At 36.9% G+C, this 20,674-nt stretch carries 19 protein-coding genes and 1 tRNA gene; 10 read left to right on the forward strand and 10 right to left on the reverse strand.

What is annotated here, in order from left to right; all coding sequences use genetic code 11:
* Window positions 1-14: 14 nt before the first annotated feature.
* Both cysE and H6F62_RS03130 read right to left on the reverse strand, forming a co-directional pair.
* Window positions 15-767: a serine O-acetyltransferase gene (cysE, locus tag H6F62_RS03125; protein WP_137908609.1), complete on the reverse strand. Its 753-nt coding sequence runs from the start codon at window positions 765-767 to the stop codon at window positions 15-17.
* A 301-nt stretch (window positions 768-1,068) separates the two neighbouring features.
* Window positions 1,069-2,718 (reverse strand): DUF3352 domain-containing protein, encoded by a 1,650-nt coding sequence (locus tag H6F62_RS03130; RefSeq protein WP_190371317.1) that lies wholly within the window; start codon window positions 2,716-2,718, stop codon window positions 1,069-1,071.
* Window positions 2,719-2,794: 76 nt separating this feature from the next.
* On the opposite strand from H6F62_RS03130, the gene H6F62_RS03135 reads away from it, so the two are divergent.
* From H6F62_RS03135 to H6F62_RS03155, 5 genes are all read left to right on the forward strand, one after another.
* Window positions 2,795-3,154, forward strand: coding sequence for a rhodanese-like domain-containing protein (locus H6F62_RS03135; RefSeq protein WP_137908611.1), 360 nt, complete (start codon window positions 2,795-2,797; stop codon window positions 3,152-3,154).
* 367 nt (window positions 3,155-3,521) lie between these two features.
* Window positions 3,522-4,598: a heat-inducible transcriptional repressor HrcA gene (gene hrcA / locus H6F62_RS03140; protein ID WP_137908612.1), complete on the forward strand. Its 1,077-nt coding sequence runs from the start codon at window positions 3,522-3,524 to the stop codon at window positions 4,596-4,598.
* 121 nt (window positions 4,599-4,719) lie between these two features.
* Window positions 4,720-5,385 (forward strand): DUF2834 domain-containing protein, encoded by a 666-nt coding sequence (locus H6F62_RS03145; protein WP_190371318.1) that lies wholly within the window; start codon window positions 4,720-4,722, stop codon window positions 5,383-5,385.
* Between the two features lie 251 nt (window positions 5,386-5,636).
* The gene (locus H6F62_RS03150; protein WP_190371319.1) at window positions 5,637-6,485 is read left to right on the forward strand and encodes a M23 family metallopeptidase; all 849 of its coding nucleotides are present in this window, start codon (window positions 5,637-5,639) and stop codon (window positions 6,483-6,485) included.
* 168 nt (window positions 6,486-6,653) lie between these two features.
* The gene (locus tag H6F62_RS03155; RefSeq protein WP_028083254.1) at window positions 6,654-7,265 is read left to right on the forward strand and encodes a peptidoglycan-binding domain-containing protein; all 612 of its coding nucleotides are present in this window, start codon (window positions 6,654-6,656) and stop codon (window positions 7,263-7,265) included.
* Here H6F62_RS03155 and wecB read toward each other — a convergent pair.
* The 4 genes from wecB to H6F62_RS03175 all read right to left on the reverse strand — a co-directional run bounded on the left by wecB (window position 7,254) and on the right by H6F62_RS03175 (window position 11,850).
* Window positions 7,254-8,378, reverse strand: a complete 1,125-nt coding sequence (gene wecB, locus H6F62_RS03160; protein ID WP_190371320.1) for a UDP-N-acetylglucosamine 2-epimerase (non-hydrolyzing) — start codon at window positions 8,376-8,378, stop codon at window positions 7,254-7,256. The two genes, H6F62_RS03155 and wecB, sit on opposite strands and share 12 nt — an antisense overlap.
* A gap of 408 nt (window positions 8,379-8,786) precedes the next feature.
* Window positions 8,787-9,635, reverse strand: coding sequence for a DUF1822 family protein (locus H6F62_RS03165; protein WP_190371321.1), 849 nt, complete (start codon window positions 9,633-9,635; stop codon window positions 8,787-8,789).
* 107 nt (window positions 9,636-9,742) lie between these two features.
* Entirely contained in the window at window positions 9,743-10,747 is a 1,005-nt protein-coding gene (locus H6F62_RS03170) for a tetratricopeptide repeat protein (RefSeq protein ID WP_190371322.1), read from the reverse strand.
* Window positions 10,748-10,860: 113 nt separating this feature from the next.
* On the reverse strand, window positions 10,861-11,850 hold the full coding sequence (locus tag H6F62_RS03175) for a DUF2207 domain-containing protein (RefSeq protein WP_190371323.1): 990 nt from the start codon (window positions 11,848-11,850) through the stop codon (window positions 10,861-10,863).
* Window positions 11,851-12,259: 409 nt separating this feature from the next.
* On the opposite strand from H6F62_RS03175, the gene H6F62_RS03180 reads away from it, so the two are divergent.
* The 4 genes from H6F62_RS03180 to H6F62_RS03195 all read left to right on the forward strand — a co-directional run bounded on the left by H6F62_RS03180 (window position 12,260) and on the right by H6F62_RS03195 (window position 15,417).
* Complete coding sequence (locus H6F62_RS03180; RefSeq protein WP_190371324.1) at window positions 12,260-13,018, forward strand: thioesterase II family protein; 759 nt, start codon at window positions 12,260-12,262, stop codon at window positions 13,016-13,018.
* 290 nt (window positions 13,019-13,308) lie between these two features.
* The gene (locus tag H6F62_RS03185; RefSeq protein ID WP_137909390.1) at window positions 13,309-13,776 is read left to right on the forward strand and encodes an Hsp20/alpha crystallin family protein; all 468 of its coding nucleotides are present in this window, start codon (window positions 13,309-13,311) and stop codon (window positions 13,774-13,776) included.
* 422 nt (window positions 13,777-14,198) lie between these two features.
* Window positions 14,199-14,444 (forward strand): hypothetical protein, encoded by a 246-nt coding sequence (locus tag H6F62_RS03190; protein WP_071604802.1) that lies wholly within the window; start codon window positions 14,199-14,201, stop codon window positions 14,442-14,444.
* A 10-nt stretch (window positions 14,445-14,454) separates the two neighbouring features.
* Complete coding sequence (locus tag H6F62_RS03195; RefSeq protein WP_190371325.1) at window positions 14,455-15,417, forward strand: hypothetical protein; 963 nt, start codon at window positions 14,455-14,457, stop codon at window positions 15,415-15,417.
* A 330-nt stretch (window positions 15,418-15,747) separates the two neighbouring features.
* Here the strand turns inward: H6F62_RS03195 and H6F62_RS03200 are convergent.
* Window positions 15,748-15,821: transfer RNA gene (locus H6F62_RS03200), tRNA-Asp, on the reverse strand.
* 251 nt (window positions 15,822-16,072) lie between these two features.
* On the opposite strand from H6F62_RS03200, the gene H6F62_RS03205 reads away from it, so the two are divergent.
* Window positions 16,073-16,696 carry a 4Fe-4S single cluster domain-containing protein gene (locus tag H6F62_RS03205; protein WP_137909392.1) on the forward strand — a complete coding sequence of 208 codons (624 nt, stop codon included), beginning with the start codon at window positions 16,073-16,075 and terminating at the stop codon, window positions 16,694-16,696.
* 100 nt (window positions 16,697-16,796) lie between these two features.
* On the opposite strand, the gene modB is transcribed toward H6F62_RS03205, so the two are convergent.
* The 3 genes from modB to H6F62_RS03220 form a co-directional block, all read right to left on the reverse strand.
* Complete coding sequence (gene modB, locus H6F62_RS03210; protein WP_137909393.1) at window positions 16,797-18,602, reverse strand: molybdate ABC transporter permease subunit; 1,806 nt, start codon at window positions 18,600-18,602, stop codon at window positions 16,797-16,799.
* A gap of 205 nt (window positions 18,603-18,807) precedes the next feature.
* Entirely contained in the window at window positions 18,808-19,605 is a 798-nt protein-coding gene (gene modA, locus H6F62_RS03215) for a molybdate ABC transporter substrate-binding protein (protein ID WP_190371326.1), read from the reverse strand.
* A 234-nt stretch (window positions 19,606-19,839) separates the two neighbouring features.
* Window positions 19,840-20,673: a M56 family metallopeptidase gene (locus H6F62_RS03220; protein WP_137909395.1), complete on the reverse strand. Its 834-nt coding sequence runs from the start codon at window positions 20,671-20,673 to the stop codon at window positions 19,840-19,842.
* Window position 20,674 lies beyond the last annotated feature (1 nt).

The raw sequence follows: 20,674 nt of genomic DNA on the forward strand, positions 1-20,674 counted from the left end.
TGATTTCAGCATTTCTAGATTCCTGCACCATCAAAAAATTCCTGAATCTGTTTATCTCGAATATTACAGAAATTGTGTTCTTTTGGTAACTCATCTTCTTGGGGGAATTTACCAATTAAAATGGGGGTTTTTGCAGGATTTTGGAGAGATTGAATTTGTGCTTCTAGTGCTTCAATGCGGTCTACTAAAGTGCGAATTACTTGGGCTTCTGAGTCAGGTAAGTTACTATGTTCTAGAGGTGCAACCCGCACTCCAGAACGGTAAATAATGCGTCCAGGAACACCGACCACTGTGCAACTAGATGGTACATTTCTCAACACCACTGAACCAGCACCAATACGGACATGATCACCAATTTCAATGTTTCCTAAAACTTTTGCCCCAGCACCAACCACGACATTTTCACCTAATGTGGGGTGACGTTTACCGCTTTGTTTACCTGTTCCTCCTAGAGTAACACCTTGGTAAATCAGTGCGTAATTACCGATAATAGCTGTTTCTCCAATCACCACTCCCATTCCGTGGTCAATAAATACACCTTCACCAATTACAGCACCTGGGTGAATTTCAATACCAGTTAGAAACCGAGCGATATGAGAAATTAAGCGAGGGAAAAAAGGAATACCAATACCACGCAACCCGTGTGCAAAGCGGTGGAAAATTAAGGCTTGCAAACCAGGATAGCAGAATAAAACCTCCAACCAATTCCGGGCTGCAGGGTCACGTTCAAAGATAATACGAAAATCGGCATGGAGTCTAGAGAACATGAAAATAGTACCCTTAGATAGCACAACAAGCTACTCTCCCATAGTATCGTGATTTGGTGATGGAAAATGGGGTGGTTATTCGGAATAAATGAATTTAAACGGGAAAATCAATTTAAAATCCCAAATCTCAAGTTGTTTCATGAGTGTTGCAAAAATTGAGGATATTTCATATTCAGCAAAAAGGAATGAATAATTAACCGCAGATGAACGCAGATGAAGATGGATGAGTTTATAAATTTTATGATTCTGTGCCGCCTCTCATATTAGTTAGTGCAAATTCAAATTTTTAGGATTTAATTCTCTAATGCAGTTTCAGTAGTACCCCACCTGTGAGTATTCCTGGCTGAGTATGATAACTGCTGAATGTAAGCGATTGCAAATTATCAAATAGTGGTTTATCTAGTAGTTCCACGAATTTAAGCACAGGTATTTGACGTTCAAGAATATTTCTACTAGTTTCCCAGTCTAAGTAAATATATCCTTGATTTGGCTGGGGAATTACACCAAGACTACTTTTAAATTTGGGATTTTCCAGTAAAGATTTTTGCTTTTGACTCAAAATTTCTTTTAGTATGTTTAAGTCGGAAGTGAAAATCTCGTAATTATTTAAAGTTGTATGTACTCCTTTGACTTTCGTGTCAACATTAATAGGTTTATTATTCTCATCTGTGGTTATAACTTGTGTCCAGGCTGATACTTTCTGTCCATTTAAAATCAGGGAAATAACATTAAAACTACTGGTACTAGCAATATTATCTAAATGTGCTATACCTGCTGCTAATTGTGGGTTTTTTTCGACCACAAATACCCAATTAGGAGTTGTGTTTTCTGAATTGGGTAATAAAGCTAAAGCATATTCTCCTGTTACCCAACTGAAAATATTTTGACTAAAGTTTAAATTCAAGTTTTGCTGGATTTTTATCAAAGGTTGTATTAGTCGAGAAATACCATCTTCACTAGAACCGTAAATAGTTGCTGTTCCTTGTTTCCACAGTTTTGCTAAATCACTATTACCTAAATTACTCAAGTTCGCTCCAGAAATTGCCAAAGTTGTTGATTCGGGAATGTACTGTAATGCTGCGACGGGTTCAGATAATGGCAAAGATGGAGGTACAATTTGGGAGTTTGTTAAAAAGGTACTTTCTGCTAACAATCCTTGAGAATTTAAGGCTAAAGATAGAATTTGGCTATGATAAGTTGCTTCTGCTAATTCTAATTTCTGCCATTTGCCAATTTCGGGTAAATTAAAGAAGGTGACAGCTAGAGAATTTTTGGGTATTTGTTGACTAGCTTTTTGATATTCAAGAGAACTAACTAAGTTTAAATCTGGTGCTTGTAAATTATTAATTGCTGCTTTGATGACTTGGGAATGATTTGCAAATAAAACAAAATTATTAACAATTGCACCAGCTAAACTATTTGATATTTGGGATGGTGAATATTCTTGACGATCATAAATAACTTTGACACCTTTATATCGTTCGACCTCTAAATCATTTCCTGCAAAAGCTCGTTTAGAAAATAATAATTCTAAAAATTCGCGGCTTTTTACTGGGTTTTTGGTTGCAAGTGCCATTAAGTACCCTGTTTGTAGTCCGTTGTCTGGGTCACGGTCTATATCTAGGGTTGTGACAGCTAGGGTAATTTCATTATTCAGCCAGGGTTTAATATCATTTTGGTAATCTATATTACTTTTGGCTAATAGACTATTTTTAATTTGAGACAATTCCCTTTTTTGTGCTATTTTTTGTAAAGCGTCGGGATTTACCAATAATGAAACCATTGCTGGTGAGAATTTCGGGACGAATATAGCCGCCCTGGGTTGAGAATTGGGAACTACAAGGGTGGGGGAATTTTTACCAAAGACCCAGTAAAATACCGCAATACTAACCAGTAATAGTGTTACGAAAGCAACTACAAGTAAATTTAAAGGTGAGGGTTTATTATTCACATTATTATTCACACTAGTTATATTTTCCAGTTTTTTCTGCCAACATAAATAGTATAGGATTTTTTAGAGAAACTGCATGACGGATAAATCATTTGCTCAACCCTTTACTCAAATTAGTGTTGAATACATAGCACAATGCCTTAGTGCGGATAAAGGCACGATTCAGTTAATAGATGTGCGTGAACCCCAAGAACTTGCCATATCACGAATAGAGGGATTTGTCAATCTTCCTTTGAGTGAATATGAGCAATGGAGTCAACAAATCTCTACTCGCTTTAATCCGCATATTGAAACTCTGGTTCTTTGCCATCATGGTATGCGATCCGCTCAGATGTGTCAATGGTTAGTTGGTCAAGGATTTACAAATGTTAAAAACATTATGGGTGGTATTGATGCTTACTCAATTTTAGTTGATCCTTCAGTTCCGCAATATTAGGGAAGAGGGAAGAGGGAAGAGGGAAGAGGGAAGATTCTTTCCTTCTATTCCTCCAGTTTATCAGTTTGTATATTCACAAAGAAATATTAATATTTTGTAACTAAAACCACAGCTTGTGTTAGAGTACTATGAGATACTACTGAAAAAGTTGGGAATTTACCTGATGTTCTGTTTTCAGCTATATGTTGATAACAAATACAGCCAATAAATGCCTAAGGTAAATTTTGTGTTTAATGAACACAATATGTGTATATAATTTGCTATCTTATATTAATTAATAATTAATTCTTTTTTGGGGTTTTGGTGGTGCAAACCACGCATTTTTTCAACTTTTGATTAAAATTTGCCTACAGTAAAAATATCAACTATGCAAGTCCATTTGACTAATCGCCAACAAAATATACTTTCGGCCACTGTACGTCATTATATTGCTACAGCAGAGCCAGTAGGATCTAAAGCCCTAATTGATGGTTTCGATTTAGGTGTTAGCTCGGCTACTATTCGCAATGTCATGGGGGGCTTAGAAAAATCAGGGTTACTTTACCAACCACATACCTCTGCGGGGAGAATTCCTTCTGATTCTGGTTATCGGATTTATGTGGATCAATTAATTGTACCATCAGAGACGTTAGTGAAAGAAGTAGAAGCGGTATTACAAAAACGTCTACACTGGGAAGATTGGAGTTTAGAAGCTTTGTTACAAGGTGCGGGACAAATTTTAGCAACATTAAGCGGCTGTATTAGCTTAATTACGATGCCGCAAACTACAATAGCAAAGTTACGCCATTTACAATTGGTGCAAATTGAAGCTGGTAGGATTATGTTAATTGTGGTTACCGATAGTTATGAAACCCATTCTAAAGTGATGGATTTATTTTCAGAATCATCAGTAATTAAACCGAATGAGGAGGTGATTGATCATCAATTGCAGATTGTTTCTAATTTTTTAAATAGTCACTTACGAGGACAAAGTTTATTAGAAATAGGCTATCTTGATTGGAATGAATTAGATCAAGAATTTCGAGTTTATGGCGAATTATTGAAAAGTTCTCTGGTAGAATTAACTAATCGCGCTCTTGCACCGACAGCTACACAAATTATGGTAAAGGGTATCGGAGAGGTTTTACGACAACCAGAATTTTCTCAGGTACAACAGGTACAAACAATTATGCAATTGTTGGAAGAGGAACAAGACCAACTTTGGCATTTAATTTGTGAAGAGCCGGAAATAGATGATACTAGTAAATCTAAGGTAACGGTAAGAATTGGTGCAGAAAATCCTCTCAAACCTATTCGCACTTGTACTTTGATTTCTGCTATTTATCGTCGGGGTTCTGTGCCGGTGGGAAGTGTGGGGGTTTTGGGTCCAACTAGGTTAGACTATGAAAGTGCGATCGCTGTGGTCGCAGCAGCAGCAGATTATCTCTCAGAAGCTTTTAGTTAGTTAATTTCCATGAAATTGGCCTGAAAAATTGCCATGATCACAAGGGAATAGGGAACTGGTTTTTTGGTGACTTTAGCTATTTTTAAATGCTTTTGCTTTTTCAAGGTTTTATATTTCAATCATGATGAGAAAAATTACTTTTGGTCTATTATGGCTAGGATTTATTTCCTATGCCTTTTTCTTTGCTCCTCCCGAACAACCTGATACTTTTGAGTTAATAAAAAATCTCTCTACAGGAAATTGGCAAGAAATTAATCCCCTGATTATATGTTTATTTAATATCATGGGGATTTGGCCTTTTATATATAGTGCAGTAGTCTTTTTTGATGGTAGAGGTCAAAAAATCCCCGCTTGGCCTTTTGCTATTGGTACTTTTGCTTTAGGTGCATTTGCACTTTTACCATACTTGGCTTTAAGAGAACCTAATCAAAAGTTTATAGGTGAAAAAAAATCATTTTTGAAAATACTGGATTCCCGGATTTTGGGAATTTTATTAACTTTAGCTGCAACGGTTTTATTTACCTTTAGTTTACAAGGAAATTGGAGTAATTTTGTCGAACAGTGGCAAAATAACAGGTTTATTCATGTCATGAGTTTAGACTTTATCATGTTGAGTTTATTATTTCCAACGTTATTAGGAGATGATATGATGCGACGGGGTTGGCAAAATAATCAATTATTTTGGTTATTTGCAATGCCTTTATTTGGATCTTTGATATATTTGTGTGTCCGGCCACCTATAGAAATAGAAAATAAGAAAGGAGTTGAAAATACAATATTTAACTAATTCCTAATTGTTCAATTTTTACTTAATCAAGATGTGGGAATTAAAAAGGTAAATATCCGGTTGTCAACATTTTACAGCGGATTACCAATGGGATGTTGCATAAGTTGTAAATTTAACCAAATAATTGTAATAATTGTCCTGATGTGACACATTTGAGATTGAACTAGGAAATAACTATAGCATTTTTTCATTTACAGCAGTCGGCTCTGACTTCCTTTTCGCTGCTATAGCAATTACTAGGCTAGAAACTGATGAAAAAAGTTAATATTTACCGCTTTTGCAATTATACTTTAATAGGTTTAATATCCTGCTGTTTGGTGTTAAATAGGGTTTCCCCGGCCTTGACTCAGACAGTTTCTCTAATTAACTCCGCACCCGCACCTGATACTAGCTTGATTTGGCCGACCCAAGGAATTATTTCTCAAGGTTTTCGTAAATACGAACATGAAGGAATTGATATTGCGGGAGCAAAAGGTACACCGATTTTGGCTGCTGCTGCTGGTACAGTGGTAAAAGCTAGTTGGGACAATTGGGGATTAGGCAATTTTATCGAAATTAAACATCTTCATGGTATTGTGACCGTTTATGGACATAATAGCCGTCTACTGGTCAATAAAGGTCAACAGGTCAAACAAGGGCAAATTATTGCCGAAATGGGTTCAACAGGCAATAGCACCGCCCCTCATCTGCATTTTGAATTTTACCCCGATGGTCGTTTAGCTAGTAATCCTATTAGTTTATTACCGTCAACTACTATGGTAAAAACACCGATAAATGAACCGATTTCCCTGACTCCAAAGCCTGTTTTACCTATTAGTAATAATACTGAATGTAATGGGACTCCAGTTATAACTGGAGAGACAGCAACAGCGACTATTAAAGTTTGTGAGGAAAATAATCAGTTATTTTATTTGGGGAAATTAAAACAAGCACCAAATCAACTTTTAAAAATCCGAGCTTGGAAAGTTAATAATAACAGATATAGAGCAGATAATGGCACTTTTTCCTACTTAATTAGCCCAGAAAAAATAGAAATTTGGCGTAATGGTAATCCAATTCGTGCCGATAATTTTCTCACTGCTAATGGTGTGGGCAACTAAAACTACTAATGACTTTATGTAATTGATGATTTCATTACAAATACCTGATGTGACAGTTCAAATGGCGGAATATAGCAGCCAATGTGTTTCAGCAAAGAATTATAAAATCAATGAAGATTAGATCTAAACAAAAGTATTGCAAAACTTCACATAAAGGAGCAGATGATCATGGAATATTTGGCTTATTCCTATATGTATATAGAAGATGAAGAAACAAATGGAAATTTGCCATTAAATTTACCTAAATTGGCGCAGGTATTGAATTGGCGACAGTTTTTTAAATCTTCTGCATGGTTAACTTTGGCTGGTGTGAGTATATTACTAGCTACAGTTGCTCAAATGCAGTTTGCTTCGGCAGAATATGTCAGGACTAATGGTAGTTGTATGAATATTCGTACAGGACCTAGCACCGATAATTCATCCATAGCTTGTGTCCAAAATGGGTCATACATTGGTGATACTGGGAATGTCAGAAATGGATTTGCAAGAATTTCCTCGGGACGTTACCGGGGATACTATGCTGCTGAAAGATGGATTGGTAACACTCCTGGCTATTCTTCCCGTAGACACCGTTCTGGATACGGTGTTGGCGGTAGGGTAACTGTAGGATATGGCACAAGGGGCGAACGAGTGCGAGAAATCCAAAGGGCTTTAGGGATTAGGGTTGATGGTGTTTACGGTTCAAGAACCATTAATGCAGTGCGTCACTTTCAAAGACGTAACGGACTGCGTGTAGATGGTGTTGTTGGTTATCAAACTCGGAGGGCTTTAGGTATTTAGCTGCGGTGACAAGTAATTTTTGACAAGTTGTAAAATGCGTTCTGCTGCATGGCCATCGCCAAAGGGATTAATGGCGGTGGCCATTTTGGTATAAGCGGCTGGGTTGCTGAGTAGTTCACTAGCGGCTGCAACAATATTTTCCGTTTGTGTACCTACAAGTTTGGCTGTACCTGCGGTGACAGCTTCTGGCCTCTCTGTGGTATCTCTGAGAACTAACACTGGTTTACCCAAGCTGGGGGCTTCTTCTTGTAAACCACCAGAATCTGTTAAGATTAAATGCGATCGCTCAATAGCCCCCACTAATTCTGCATAATCTAAAGGTTCTGTCAAGAAAATCCGGGGATGATTCCCCAACAATTTTTGTAATGGTTCTCTAACTATCGGATTTTTATGTAATGGTAATAATAAAGATGTATCGGGAAATTGCTCTAAAATCTGTAAAAAACTTTCAGCGATATCTTGCAGGGGTTCTCCCCAGTTTTCCCGTCTATGAACCGTTGCTAAAATTGTCCGATATTGATGCCAATCTAAACCCGGTATATGACAAACTGGTTTAGTTGCAGCCACATTTAACAAAGCATCAATTACCGTATTTCCTGTGAGGTGAATTTCTCCCAACACTCCAGAACTTTGTAAATTTTCCACCGCTAAATTTGTCGGGGCAAAATGCAATTGTGTAAGCTGAGAAATTAATCTTCTATTAGCTTCTTCTGGAAAAGGATTAAATAAATCATCAGTTCTTAAACCAGCTTCCACATGACCAACGGGAATTTTTTGATAAAAAGCGGCCAAAGTTGCAGCAAAAGCAGTTGTCGTATCTCCTTGAACAATCACAAAATCTAAAGTTTGTTCCTGAAATAATGCTTCTAAACCTTGTAAACTTCGACAGGTAATCTCACTAAGAGATTGCTGACGCTGCATAATCTCCAAATTCCAATCAGCTTTGAGTTTGAACAACTTCATTACTTGTTCAACCATTTCTCGATGTTGTCCTGTGAGAATTACCTGCAATTCAAAATCTGGAGAATTTTGAAAAACTTGAATTACTGGTGCTAGTTTAATAGCTTCGGGACGAGTTCCTAAAATAATGCCAATGCGGTGTTGATTAGTCATTAGTCAAATAATTACAATTTACTTTTAATTTTCCTAGACGGTAATTAATTTTTTACCTAATTATACCAAATTGTTTATAGTATTTGCGAACAAAATTATAGCCTGTAAGTGCTTGAGTATCTAATCGTATTTTAAATAACACAGCTTTACTGATGCGATCGCCCCATGATAAAAATTTGATTGTCCCTGTCACACCTGAAAAAGCAAAATTATGACTTAAAGCTTGTTAAATACTTTAGTATTACCATTTTTTTCCATAGCAATAGCTACTGTTTTAGTAGTATCGACAAACTTTTTATAATAGTCTATGTAGGTTGGGTTGAACAACATGAAACCCAACATCTACGCGAATTGGTTGGGTTGAAAAATGAAACCCAACCAACAATTTTCTTAACTAAACCTTATTGGTTAAATGACAAACTTTTCTGTAATGGTTGCATTATTTAGAGTAACCCGGATTTGGAATTTTTCAGCCATTTCAGCACAAAATTTTAATTTAATGTAATTATCTCCTTGTTCTCTGGCTTTAACTTCTAAAAATGGCTGGCCATTTTCATATAATCCTGATGGCTCAATGTTTATCTTCTTAATTAAATCAAGAGTATATTGATATTCAGCTATTTTTCCTTCTTCTTTAAATAGTTTAGCTACTTTTTGTAACTTGGCAATAGTTCCTTTTACATCTTCCAATTGACCAGGGTTAGAATCTTGGCTATTCTGAGCTAGTGCAAGGCTAGGATCAATACTCAAGGCTTGGGTAAAATCTTCAATTGCTCCTTTTAAATCTCCTATTTTAAAACGGGCAAAACCTCTGTTATTGTGAGTTATTGCAAGACTAGGATCAATACTCAAGGCTTGGGTAAAATTTTCAATCGCCTCTTTTAAATCTCCTGATAGTAGGCGGGCAAAACCTCGATTATTATAAGCTAGTGCGTAGTTAGGATTAAGACGAATGGCTTGGTTACAATCTTCAATTGCCCCTTTTAAATCTCCTGATAGTATGTGGACAAAACTCTGGTTGAGGTAAGATTCTGCTGCATCATTAGAATCAATAAATATTTCCATACTTGCCAATTTACTCCGGGCAAAACCTCGGTTATGATAGGCTTTTGGATCTTGAGAATTAACTTGTACTAACAGTAATCTTGATTCTCTTGCTGACTCTAAAATATTCGGCACATTTTGAGCATCAACTTTAGAGCTATATAATATTGCTCCTAGTACAAAAACTAAAGTTGTTAATTTTGATAATTTCATTCAATTTTCCTTCTTTAAGTAGTGTGTAAAATTGTTTAATTGTCCTCTATTTTGCTTCTGGTGACACTCTCGCTAGAACTAGGCTTTGAGGGAAATATCCTGAAGATTCACTTAAATAACTTGATAACATATTGATATCCAGCTATTTTTCCTTGTTGTTGAAATAGTTCAGATGCTCTTTGCAAATCGGCAGTAGCCCCATTCTCATCTTCTAGTTCACGACGGGTAAGACCTCTATTCATGTAAGCTAGTGCATCGTTAGGATTAAGACGTAAGGCTTGGTTGTAATCTTCCATTGCCCCTTTCACATCTCCTAATTCACTGCGGGCATTACCTCTGTTTGTGTAAGATTCTGCAAAATTAGGGTTAATCTGTATAGCTTGGTTAAAATCTTTCATTGCCCCTTTTACATCTCCTGATAGAGTAAGGGCAACACCTCGGTTGCTATAGGCTAATGCAAAGTTAGGATTAATCTGTATAGCTTGACTGTAATCTTCTATCGCCCCTTTTATATCTCCTGATGCACGGCGGGTAAGACCTCTTTTTATATATACTTCTGCAAGATTAGGATTAAGACGCAGGACTTGACTGTAATCTTCAATCGCTCCTTCTGCATATCCCACTTCACGTAGGGCATTACCTCGGTTATAGTATGCTTCTGCAAGGTTAGGATTAAGCCGTATGGCTTGGTTAAAATCTTCAATCGCCCCTTTCACATCTCCTGATGCACGCCGAGCCGCACCTCGGTTGCTGTAAGCTTCTTCGTAGTTAGGATTAAGCCGTATGGCTTGGTTAAAATCTTCAATCGCCCCTTTCAAATCTTCTGATGCACGACGGGCAACACCTCGGTTGCTATAGGCTAATGCAAAGTTAGGATTAATACGTATAGCTTGGTTGAAATCTTCAATCGCTCCTTTTATATCTCCTGATTCCAATCGGGATTCACCACGCTTGATGTAAAATTTTGGATCTTGAGAATTAACTTGTACTAACAGTAATCTTGATTCTCTTGCTGACTCTAAAATATTCGGCACATTTTGAGCATCAACTTTAGAGCTATATAATATTGCTCCTAGTACAAAAACTAAAGTTGTTAATTTTGATAATTTCATTTTGTTTTCCTTCTTCAATTAAGAACTTTTCAGATTTATCAATACCTTCGCTATGGTGCAAAACATGAGAATTGCTACTAACGGGACTTGTAATGAAGTGTAAATTCTGGCTATCAACCGCCACCACCGCCGCCACCACCGCCACCGCCGCCACCACCGCCACCACCGCCACCACCGCCGCCACCGCCACTGCTGCGTACTGGAATTACTTCTTCAAATTCGTTATGATATGAGCAGTTTTGGCAGTGGTGGGTTACTATTTGCTTTCCTTGAAAGCTAGTAGTTGCCGGAACTAATATTTTATAATTCCGTTTCAGCGTAAATTTTTGACATTGGGGACATTTTCGATCATTGATTGGCGAAACTATAACAAAGGCAATGTATGCGAAAAAGCACAGAAATATAAAGTTATTCCAATTCAAAACAAAGCCACCTTGTTGCCAATTGGGTTGAGGAATATTCAGAATTGCGCTAGGGAATGTCACCTGAACTTCTAGTTCTTGTTGCGGTGGAATAGGCTGATTTGCTACAAATTCAAATGTTTTCGGATTTACTTGACGGCTTGTAGCTGGTATACCAAAATTTTGAAAATCTTGGACTTTACCTGATAAAGTTTTTGGTAATTGTACCCGAACTTTTGCCGATTGAATTGTGGCTTTACGGTCAGCGAAAATGGCTTTCCAATAAACTTGAGTATTCTCATTATTAATATGCAGTCCGCCAACTACACGATATTTCAAAACAAAAGTATGTGTTTCTGGTGGTTTTAATTGATGTTGCCAACGAATCCAAAATTGATTATTTTCAATTCCGGTTTCACTAGGAATAATTTGATTATTTTCTTGAACCGTTACATCCTTAATTTCATCAACTTTATCCAAAGGAATATAGCGATATCGTTGATTAGGATAATCTGATTTAAACACATATTTTTGCGTTTCAGTGACTAACATATCTCCGTTATTTTGCACATCAATATTAACATTGATATAGTCCCAATAAAACGTTACTTCCTGTGCAACAGCATGACTAAATGTAATTAAAAATGTCACCAACACAGAAAGTAATGAAAGAGAGATTCTTTTGATCAATTGTTTATTCATAGTTTCGTTTTCTCTGTTTACTTTGTACCTTCTCTGGAGTTTGAGACAAAGAGTCTTGGTGAACCATAGTAATATTCAGTAATATTCACCGCTTTTTGTTCTGACAAAACAAGTGTCTCCAAAATTTATGTGATTGTCATCACTAAGTTACTTAAGTATTTACCTTAATAAAGTTAATTATTCTCATAAATAATATTAATAAAATTAATTAATTAACATTATTTCCCCTGAGAGTCTGAGAAGATTTTGAATAAGACTTACGCAAAAAATCTTTTAAACTCTCATTCCCTCCTAACCTCCGTGTCCTGTGTGTCCTCTGTGGTTTATTATTTAATTTTCATCATCAAAACAGGCAACTTTGAGATTAAATAATAATCAACTACCACCATTGCCGCACATAAACCCCACAATGAACACAAAAACAATATTTACCTCCTGGATAACTTGCCCTAAACCCAATCTCCAAGCCAAATTACGCCTATTTTGTCTACCCTATGCTGGTGGTAACAGGACGGTTTTTCGTACCTGGACTGATTATTTACCGAAAACTATTGAATTATGTCCTATAGAAATTCCTGGTAGAGGAAGACAAATTAAATCATCTGCATACACAGAAATTCAACCTTTAGTGCGAGAAATAGCCACCAATATCATCCCCTATTTAGATAAACCTTATGCTTTTTTCGGTTACAGTATGGGTGCATTAATTAGTTTTGAGTTAATCAGGTTACTACGTTCTGAATATAATTTTCACCCTTTACATTTTTTTGTGGCTGCCCGTCGCGCTCCTCAATTACCATGGAAAAAACCACGGATTTCTAAATTATCAGATCCGGATTTTTTAGCGGAAATATATCGCTTAAACGGGACTCCCAAGGAAGTGCTAGAAAATGCTGAACTCATGCAGCTTTTTATGCCTATTATTCGCGCTGATTTTGCCCTGATAGAATCCTATATTTACGATCCTCAACCAGCTTTAGATTGTCCTATTTATACTTTTGGTGGTTTACAAGACCGAGAAGTTAGTTATAATTCCCTTGCGGCATGGCAAGAACAAACTACTGCTGATTTTTCATTACAAATGATGGATGGTGATCACTTTTTTATCAATACAGCTAAAACTACTTTACTTAATAGTGTGATTCAATGTTTACAGTCACATATCTAAGATATTTTTGTCCAAAAAAAATAGCAAAAATTTCTATATTTATCTTTGAGATTCCGAATTTAGAGTTACTATTTAAATAGTACGGTAATTACGATAACAATATCTATAAAACCGAACTGTAATCAATTTATTTTCCAGTGTTACTATTGAGTTGGGAGGCTAAAGCTTAGGCTTTTTGGAAGTTAAAGGTTAGAAGTTTTGCCAGTAATATTATTGTTTACCAAGTCAAGAGCTTAAAATTCAGTCTCACCAAGTCAAGAAGTCAAATAGTCAGTTTTAAGGAGATAGCTATGACACTTGTACGTTGGGATCCGTTACGGGAAATAGAACGCTGGGACCCATTCCCTGAAATGGGCGCTCTCCAGCGGCAAATGAATCGCTTGTTTGAACAATTATTGCCAACGGACGGTGGTGAAAGGGCAGGGTTGACTTTCATTCCTGCGGCTGAGATTGCGGAAACTGATGGCGATTTGAGGTTGAAAATAGAAATACCAGGTGTCGAGCCGAAGGATCTTAATGTTGAGGTCGCTCCTGAATCGGTTTCTATTAGCGGTGAGCGTAAGTCAGAAACTACAACGGAAGAGGGCGGTATGACTCGCTCAGAATTTCGTTATGGCAAGTTCAAACGGGTAATTGCTTTGCCCGCTGTCGTAGACAATGAAAGAGTGGGAGCGGAATACAAAGATGGTATTCTCCGTCTTACCATTCCTAAGGCCGAATCAGAACGACAAAAGGCTGTGAAGGTTCGTCTTGGCTAATTGCCTGGAGGTAGGTTAAATTAAGAAGGGTAAAAGGGTTTTATGATCCTTTCACCCTTCATTTTTTTTGTGAGGATTATCGGATATACTTTCTTAAAGTATGTCTGAAAGTATGTTTTTAATTCTATAATTAATTCTTAGGATAGATGCTACAAAGCACTCTTGCATCTACTAGTTATGAATGCAACCAGTTGGTACTAGATTATTTTTTGATTATTTTGTATATTGTTTTTTATATTGTTAGGTGCAAGATGAGTAAATATATCTCACTCACTGTTAATATATCAGAAATTGTAGTTTGTGTTCGTGGTTTGGATAGGATTTAGTGATTTTTTGGCAAACTTCTAGAAAAACACACACTGATACAGTTTTATTTGCTTGAATAGCTTTATAAAGAGGATTTGGATTGGTAATTACTAATTATGGCAACAAAAGTAGTTGATGTTAGAGAGTATACGGTTAGAGCGCACAAAAGAGTGATTCATACACGAGTTTTTAACTTTGTTTGTAAAGAATGTAATCAGGCTACAAAGAGGGAAACTTTCGGAACACGTCCTTTATATTGCGAAAGTTGTCGTCCTCCCCAACCTCCGAAAAAATCAGTTCAGGTATCTGAACCGAGTAAACCGCGTCCCATGACCTACAGCAGCGATACAAATTTAGATTGAGTGAATTGCTATGAATTCTCCAGGACAATTACAACCACCTGATGTATTTATTACGCCATTGTTGGAATTACGAGATTACTATCAGAATCTTGTACAAAAGTACCAACGTCTGTTTATAGAAGCGCGATCGCAATTAGATCATGTAGAATCTTTGTTGTCTACTTGGTCTTATGGTAATGGCAATCAACCAATTGAAGCTATTAAGGATGATTCACTGTTACTGCTTTCTTCTCATCACACTTCTGATGTCGAATGCTTGGAGTCTCTAGAGTCGGAAATTTCTCAATTAGACTCTTTAAAAACAGATCATTCCCTTGGACAAGTGAGGGACTCGGATAATTTTTCTCTTGAGCGTCGTCACTATGTCGGAAAAGGGGAAGAAGTTCCCATGCTTCCTCACTATGGAAATATGACTCGCATGGAAGCACTGAAAAAGCTGATGCGAGAATATGTTGGAACTGTGTGCCACATAGATTTTATTGTGCGATCGCTTTATGGTGATTTAGAGTCTACTATTTTCAAGGTGGTTAAAGGTAGAGTTCAATCATCTCTAACTCAAGGAAGGGAAAGTGGCTATTGGTCAGGTATTCCTAATGAACCTGGTTGTTATACCCTAGATTTAAATTCACTAGGTCCGATTCATGCTAAGGGGATATCTAAGAGCATTAAATCTACCAAAACCAACAAAAATTTTGCCAAACCCCAGACGAAATCAGTACCGATGTTGGCTCAATTTGATGGTCAATTTTTAATTGATGCTCTTACCCTATTTCTAGAAAAAAATGCAGGGCGAATTTTCAATGTCAGTGAGATACTCAATGGTATCTATGGAAATCTGGATACGGAGGAAGTCAGAGAGGTGAAAAATAAGGTTCTCAATGAACTATCTAGGGGGCATCGTACAGGCCGATTTGTGAGAGTTCCCAACCAAATTGGTTTATATACTTGGGATCTGAATGCAATTAGCCGGTAATTAGTGAGGATTCAGCATACCATGGTAGCACTCAGATGCCCGACTCCTGGCAATAAATCATAAATCATAATTTATTCACAGGATTAAATAAAGAAAGAAGTCGGGCATCTTGCTCAAGATTTACTCAACTAGCTGAATCCTTAGGATGATTACCGAAACCTGACTCAAGTATACCCCAGAGAACGAAGCGGATTCTCGTTCATCTAAAATTACAGTAAAATTAAAGTAATTTTTCATCAATTTCACCACAGATTATGTTTGTGTCACATCTGCTAGAAAAATGGTGTAAGTTACATCTTCTACCAATATCACTGGTATGTTTCGATTTAACGGGACTGACGGGGCTCGAACCCGCAACTTCCGCCGTGACAGGGCGGTGCTCTAACCAATTGAACTACAGTCCCTTGACCTGCACTTCAACTATTATGCCTGCTTTTTTTCTAATTGTCAAGTGGTTTGAGAAAATTTTTTTTGAATCAGTTTTTTAGCAAGTAGGGCATAGTAATAAGCATTATTTAAGGCTTGCGTATAAGTGTATTTTATCAAACAAACAATAGGCAGCCGCCAAGAAGAATAACCTTGTAGGTAAGCCAAAAGTGAGCAGTCTCGCTATATTAGCAAGTAATAGGACAAGTTGAAAAGGAGTTGACAAAAGATGGAAACCAAGCCCATGAACCCATCTCTAGGACTCGCGGATATTCCCCCCGGCTATCTTAATATTATGGGTTATGTTGACCAATCGGAAGTTAATGGACCCGGTTGTCGGGCTGTTGTCTGGGTACAAGGCTGTAACCGTGAGTGTTCTGGTTGTTTTAATCCTGACTCCTGGGCATTTGAGATTAATGATTTAGTGGCTATTGATACCTTAGCTGCAAGTATTCTCAAAAATCCTCAGAATACTGGTGTAACTTTTTCTGGTGGTGAACCATTTTGGCAAGCACCGGCATTGACGATTTTAGCCAAAAAGTTAAAAGCAGCGGGTTTAAATATTATGTCTTTTACTGGTTTCACACTCCAGCAATTACAATCTAATTCTGCCCCTCCTGGGGCAAAAGAATTGTTAGCAGAATTAGATATTTTGATTGATGGTCCTTTTGTCAAATCTCTAGCAGTTAATTCTCCTGATTCTCCGGTTTCTTCTAGTAATCAAAATGTGAATATCTTTAACCCAGAATTTGCAGATAAAATCACCTGGGCTAGTGATCAAATTGAAGTCCACATTCTCAAAGATGGTAATCGCATTGTTACAGGTTATCAAGGTTTACTAGAATTAAGTTAAGCTCTACTGCATTTAATTTGTATGATTCTAGCGGGCAAGATGCCCGCACCACAAAATCTAGTGACCTACAATCTTTACCGGAGATGTCCAACTACTTCAATTACTCCATTAAAATTAACTGCGAAGGATTTAACTGCACATACCAGGGAAATGATTGATCTTGAATATTTACCCATTTTTCTTTATAAATTTCCCCTTGTAGATGATAATCCTGGGGATGATTAGCTGGAGAATGCAGTTTGAGAAATACCGTCATTCTGTGGGGTGTTTCACTAGTGCGAACTAAATAACACGGGAAAGTATTTACTTGTTGAGGATCTTTTGTAAAAACCAAATGATGAGCGCGAATACCAACATAAGACAATTCTGAAGGAATATTTTCTCCAAGTTGGAGATTACAACCCCAATCAATTGCTTCTATTTGTTGGGGTTTTCGGTGTGCTAATATTTTAGCACGAGAAAAGTTTTTACAACCAGTAATTTGAGCAACATTCACACTGGCAGGATGTTGAAAAATCTCATATTTAGAACCATAGTGGGCTGCTTTTCCCCCTTCTAATACTAACAAATTAGGACATAAACGATAAGCCTCTTCCATATTATGAGTAACAAACAAAGTTACTCCCGAATAATCAGCCAGGATTTCTGTCACTTGTTGTTCTAATTGACTGCGTAAATGGGTATCAAGGGCAGAAAATGGCTCATCTAAAAGTAAGGCTTCTGGCTTGCTTGCTAAAGCCCTAGCTAATGCTACTCGTTGTTGTTGTCCCCCGGAAAGTTGGTGGGGATAGCGGTTTCCAAATCCTTGTAATTTCATGGCTATTAATTGCTTTTCTACCTCTGTTTTAGTATCTATATATTTTGGTATACCAAAGGCAATATTTTCCGCTACAGTAAGATGTGGAAATAAGGCATAATTTTGGAATAAAAATCCAATTTGTCGTTGATAAATGGGAATATTAATTTTATTTTCTGAGTCAAATAATACTCTATTATTTAGAATAATTTGTCCTCTGGTCGGTGTTTCTATGCCTGCTAGACAACGCAAAATCATGCTTTTTCCTGCACCAGAACCTCCCAATAATCCTAGTGGTTCATTATTGGTATTAAAGGCAATTTTTAGATGAAAATTATCTAGTCTTTTTTCGATATTTAAAAACAAACTAGCTACGGAGGTATCAATTAATAAAGAAGAGGATTTATTTTCTAATTCTATTGGTTTTATTCCTGATTTTGTGAGTTTGTGTTTATCCTGAAATTCTTGCCAAAAATTACCTAGAATAATACTTGAAAGGGAAATAATCATCATGGCAATTGACCAAAACCAAGCTTCATTTATTGCCCCAGATTCTACTGCAAAATATATGGCCATGGGCATCGTTTGTGTTTGTCCAGGAATATTACCTGCTAACATTAAAGTTGCCCCAAATTCACCCAAAGCCCTCGCAAAAGCTAAGGTTGTGGCAGCTACAATGCCCGGAAATGCTAGGGGTAAACTAATGCGCCAAAAAATCGTCAATTCCTTAGCACCCAAGGTTCTCGCTACTCGCAGAAGATTAACATCAATTTGCATAAAAGAGCCAAGTGCAGTTTTATACATTAATGGGAATGAAACTACTGTAGCAGCGATGGCAGCACCATACCAAGTAAAAACAATTGTGGTATCATAAGCTTCTAAAAGTTTACCAACAGGACCATTTTTACCAAAGAATATCAGCAGTAAAAACCCAACTACTGTAGGTGGTAGAATCAACGGTGCAACAAATATACCCTCAATTAAAGATTTACCTTTACCGCGATATCCCAACATCCAATAAGCAGCAGATATACCCAAAAAGAAGGTGATAAACGTTGCGAGTAAAGCCGTTTTCAATGATATCCAAAGCGGTGATAAGTCCTGTGGCATAGTTTTTTAGATCAACGGTATAAATTTTAATTTCTATTAAAAACCCTTCTGTATTCCTGCATTTCTCAATCATTAAAGAATATTAAAAATTAAGGGTTTAGGTAGTTTAATAAATCGTGAGTAAGATCCCTGACTTGTTTGTTTAATCCTATGAATAAATGATGATTTCTGGACAAAAGTTTGGGATCTAAAATTTCATCTATGATCAAGGTAGAATAAACCCATATTTCTTAAATACCGCCTTAGATTTATCACTAGATAAAAATTGGGAAAATTCTTTAGCAGCATCAACATTTTTACTGCGTTTAATAACTACTAATGGGTAAATAATGGCAGAGTGGTATTTTTCATCTGCTGTAACTACAACTTTTACCTGATTAGAGATTTTGGCATCAGTTATATATACTAAACCTGCATCAGCATTACCACTTTCTACAGATGCTAAAACTTGACGCACGTTGTTAGCAAATACCAGTTTTGATTTAATTTCTGACCAGATTTTTAACTTTTCTAATACTTGTTGTCCGTATTGTCCCGCGGGTACGCTTCTCGGTTCACCAATGGCGATTTTTTTGACGTTGCTATCTTTAAGATTGTAGAAACTGGTGATACCAACAACATTTTTAGGTACTACCAAAACTAGCCGATTTTTAGCGATGATATTCCTTGTACCAGCAACTACAAGTCCTTTTTGTTCTAAAGCATCTACTTGTTTTTTCGCGGCAGATATGAAAATATCCGCTGGCGCACCTTGTTCTATTTGTTGCTGTAATGCCCCAGAAGATCCGAAATTATAACTAATATTGATGTTGGCCTGACTTTGTTGGTAAAGAGATTTGATTTCTGCCAATGCCTCTTTTAAACTAGCGGCCGCAGATATGAGTAGGTTTGTATTAGATTGTGCAACTGCGGGGTAATGAATTACACTTGGGAAGCCAATTATCAGTAATAAAGTAGCTAAAGCGGTAGTAATTAAGACTATTATCTTTGTTTTTTTGCTCATGAAATTGATACCCGATATACTTTTACTAAAATTATCATAGTAAATACCAATTTAATTGGTAAATTTACTAATTTATTTTTAACTAAATGTTAAGATATGAAGATATATAGCACAATTACCAAGAGAAAATTTGTATTTTTCACTGAAAAATACCAACTTTTTAGGAATTAATCTCTACCTGTTAAGTTGGTATTGAAGGTTTGATGTCCTTGTGTCTATAGAACTCAAGGTAGATTAGGTATGAAATACGACTGTAATTAAGGGAAGAAAAGCTAGGAGAAAAATATGCCAAGATTGCAATTGCGTTTCCGCTGTTGGTTCAGATGGTGTTAATAACGCTTCTATTCTTTGTTCTAAGCGATCGCCCGCACCTAAAGCAGCACAGCAAACATCGGATGTGATTGGGTTATTGCTCACGACTAATAACAATGATTCTGCTAATACCAACGGATCTACTTGAGATGCAGCGTAACTATCAGCCCGTAACTCACGTAAAACTAACAACTCTTGCCATAAAGGTTCTGTATTGGGCAACCATGCGGTACAGGAACGCATCCAACCCAGCCAAAAGAACCAGAACGTATCCCTATATTGATAATGCCCTTGTTCGTGGGCTAAAACGCTTTCCAGATGGAGTGGGGAAAGAGTTTCTAGTAATCCTTTACTGACAACTAACTCCGGTTGCCAAAAACCAATTTGTCCGGCAAATAAAGCCCCTGTGTGTAGGATTCGGACCTGTTTACCATTCAGATTCACTTGGGGACATTCACGAGCGGATTTAATCGCTTTCCAGCCACTTAAAACAAGTTTAAGCCCTAAGATGTTAAAAAATCCTAGAAAAATCAATGCTAGGATATAACTGAAAGGATTGGTATACATTCCACCCATTTTCCCTTGTGTACCCATGCAGACTACAGCGGTAACTGTCATGAAGATCAGTAAAGGGGGAAAAAGGAATAAAAATAGGGTTTTTTGCCATCGTAAATGCCAATTGCCTTGGGGTATATTACCAGAGTATCTTAACCAGTAAGCAACGGCAACAGCGGTGATAATCATGAGTATATGCATA

The organism is Anabaena sp. FACHB-1391 (genome assembly GCF_014696755.1).
Classification (GTDB): Bacteria; Cyanobacteriota; Cyanobacteriia; order Cyanobacteriales; family Nostocaceae; genus Dolichospermum; species Dolichospermum planctonicum.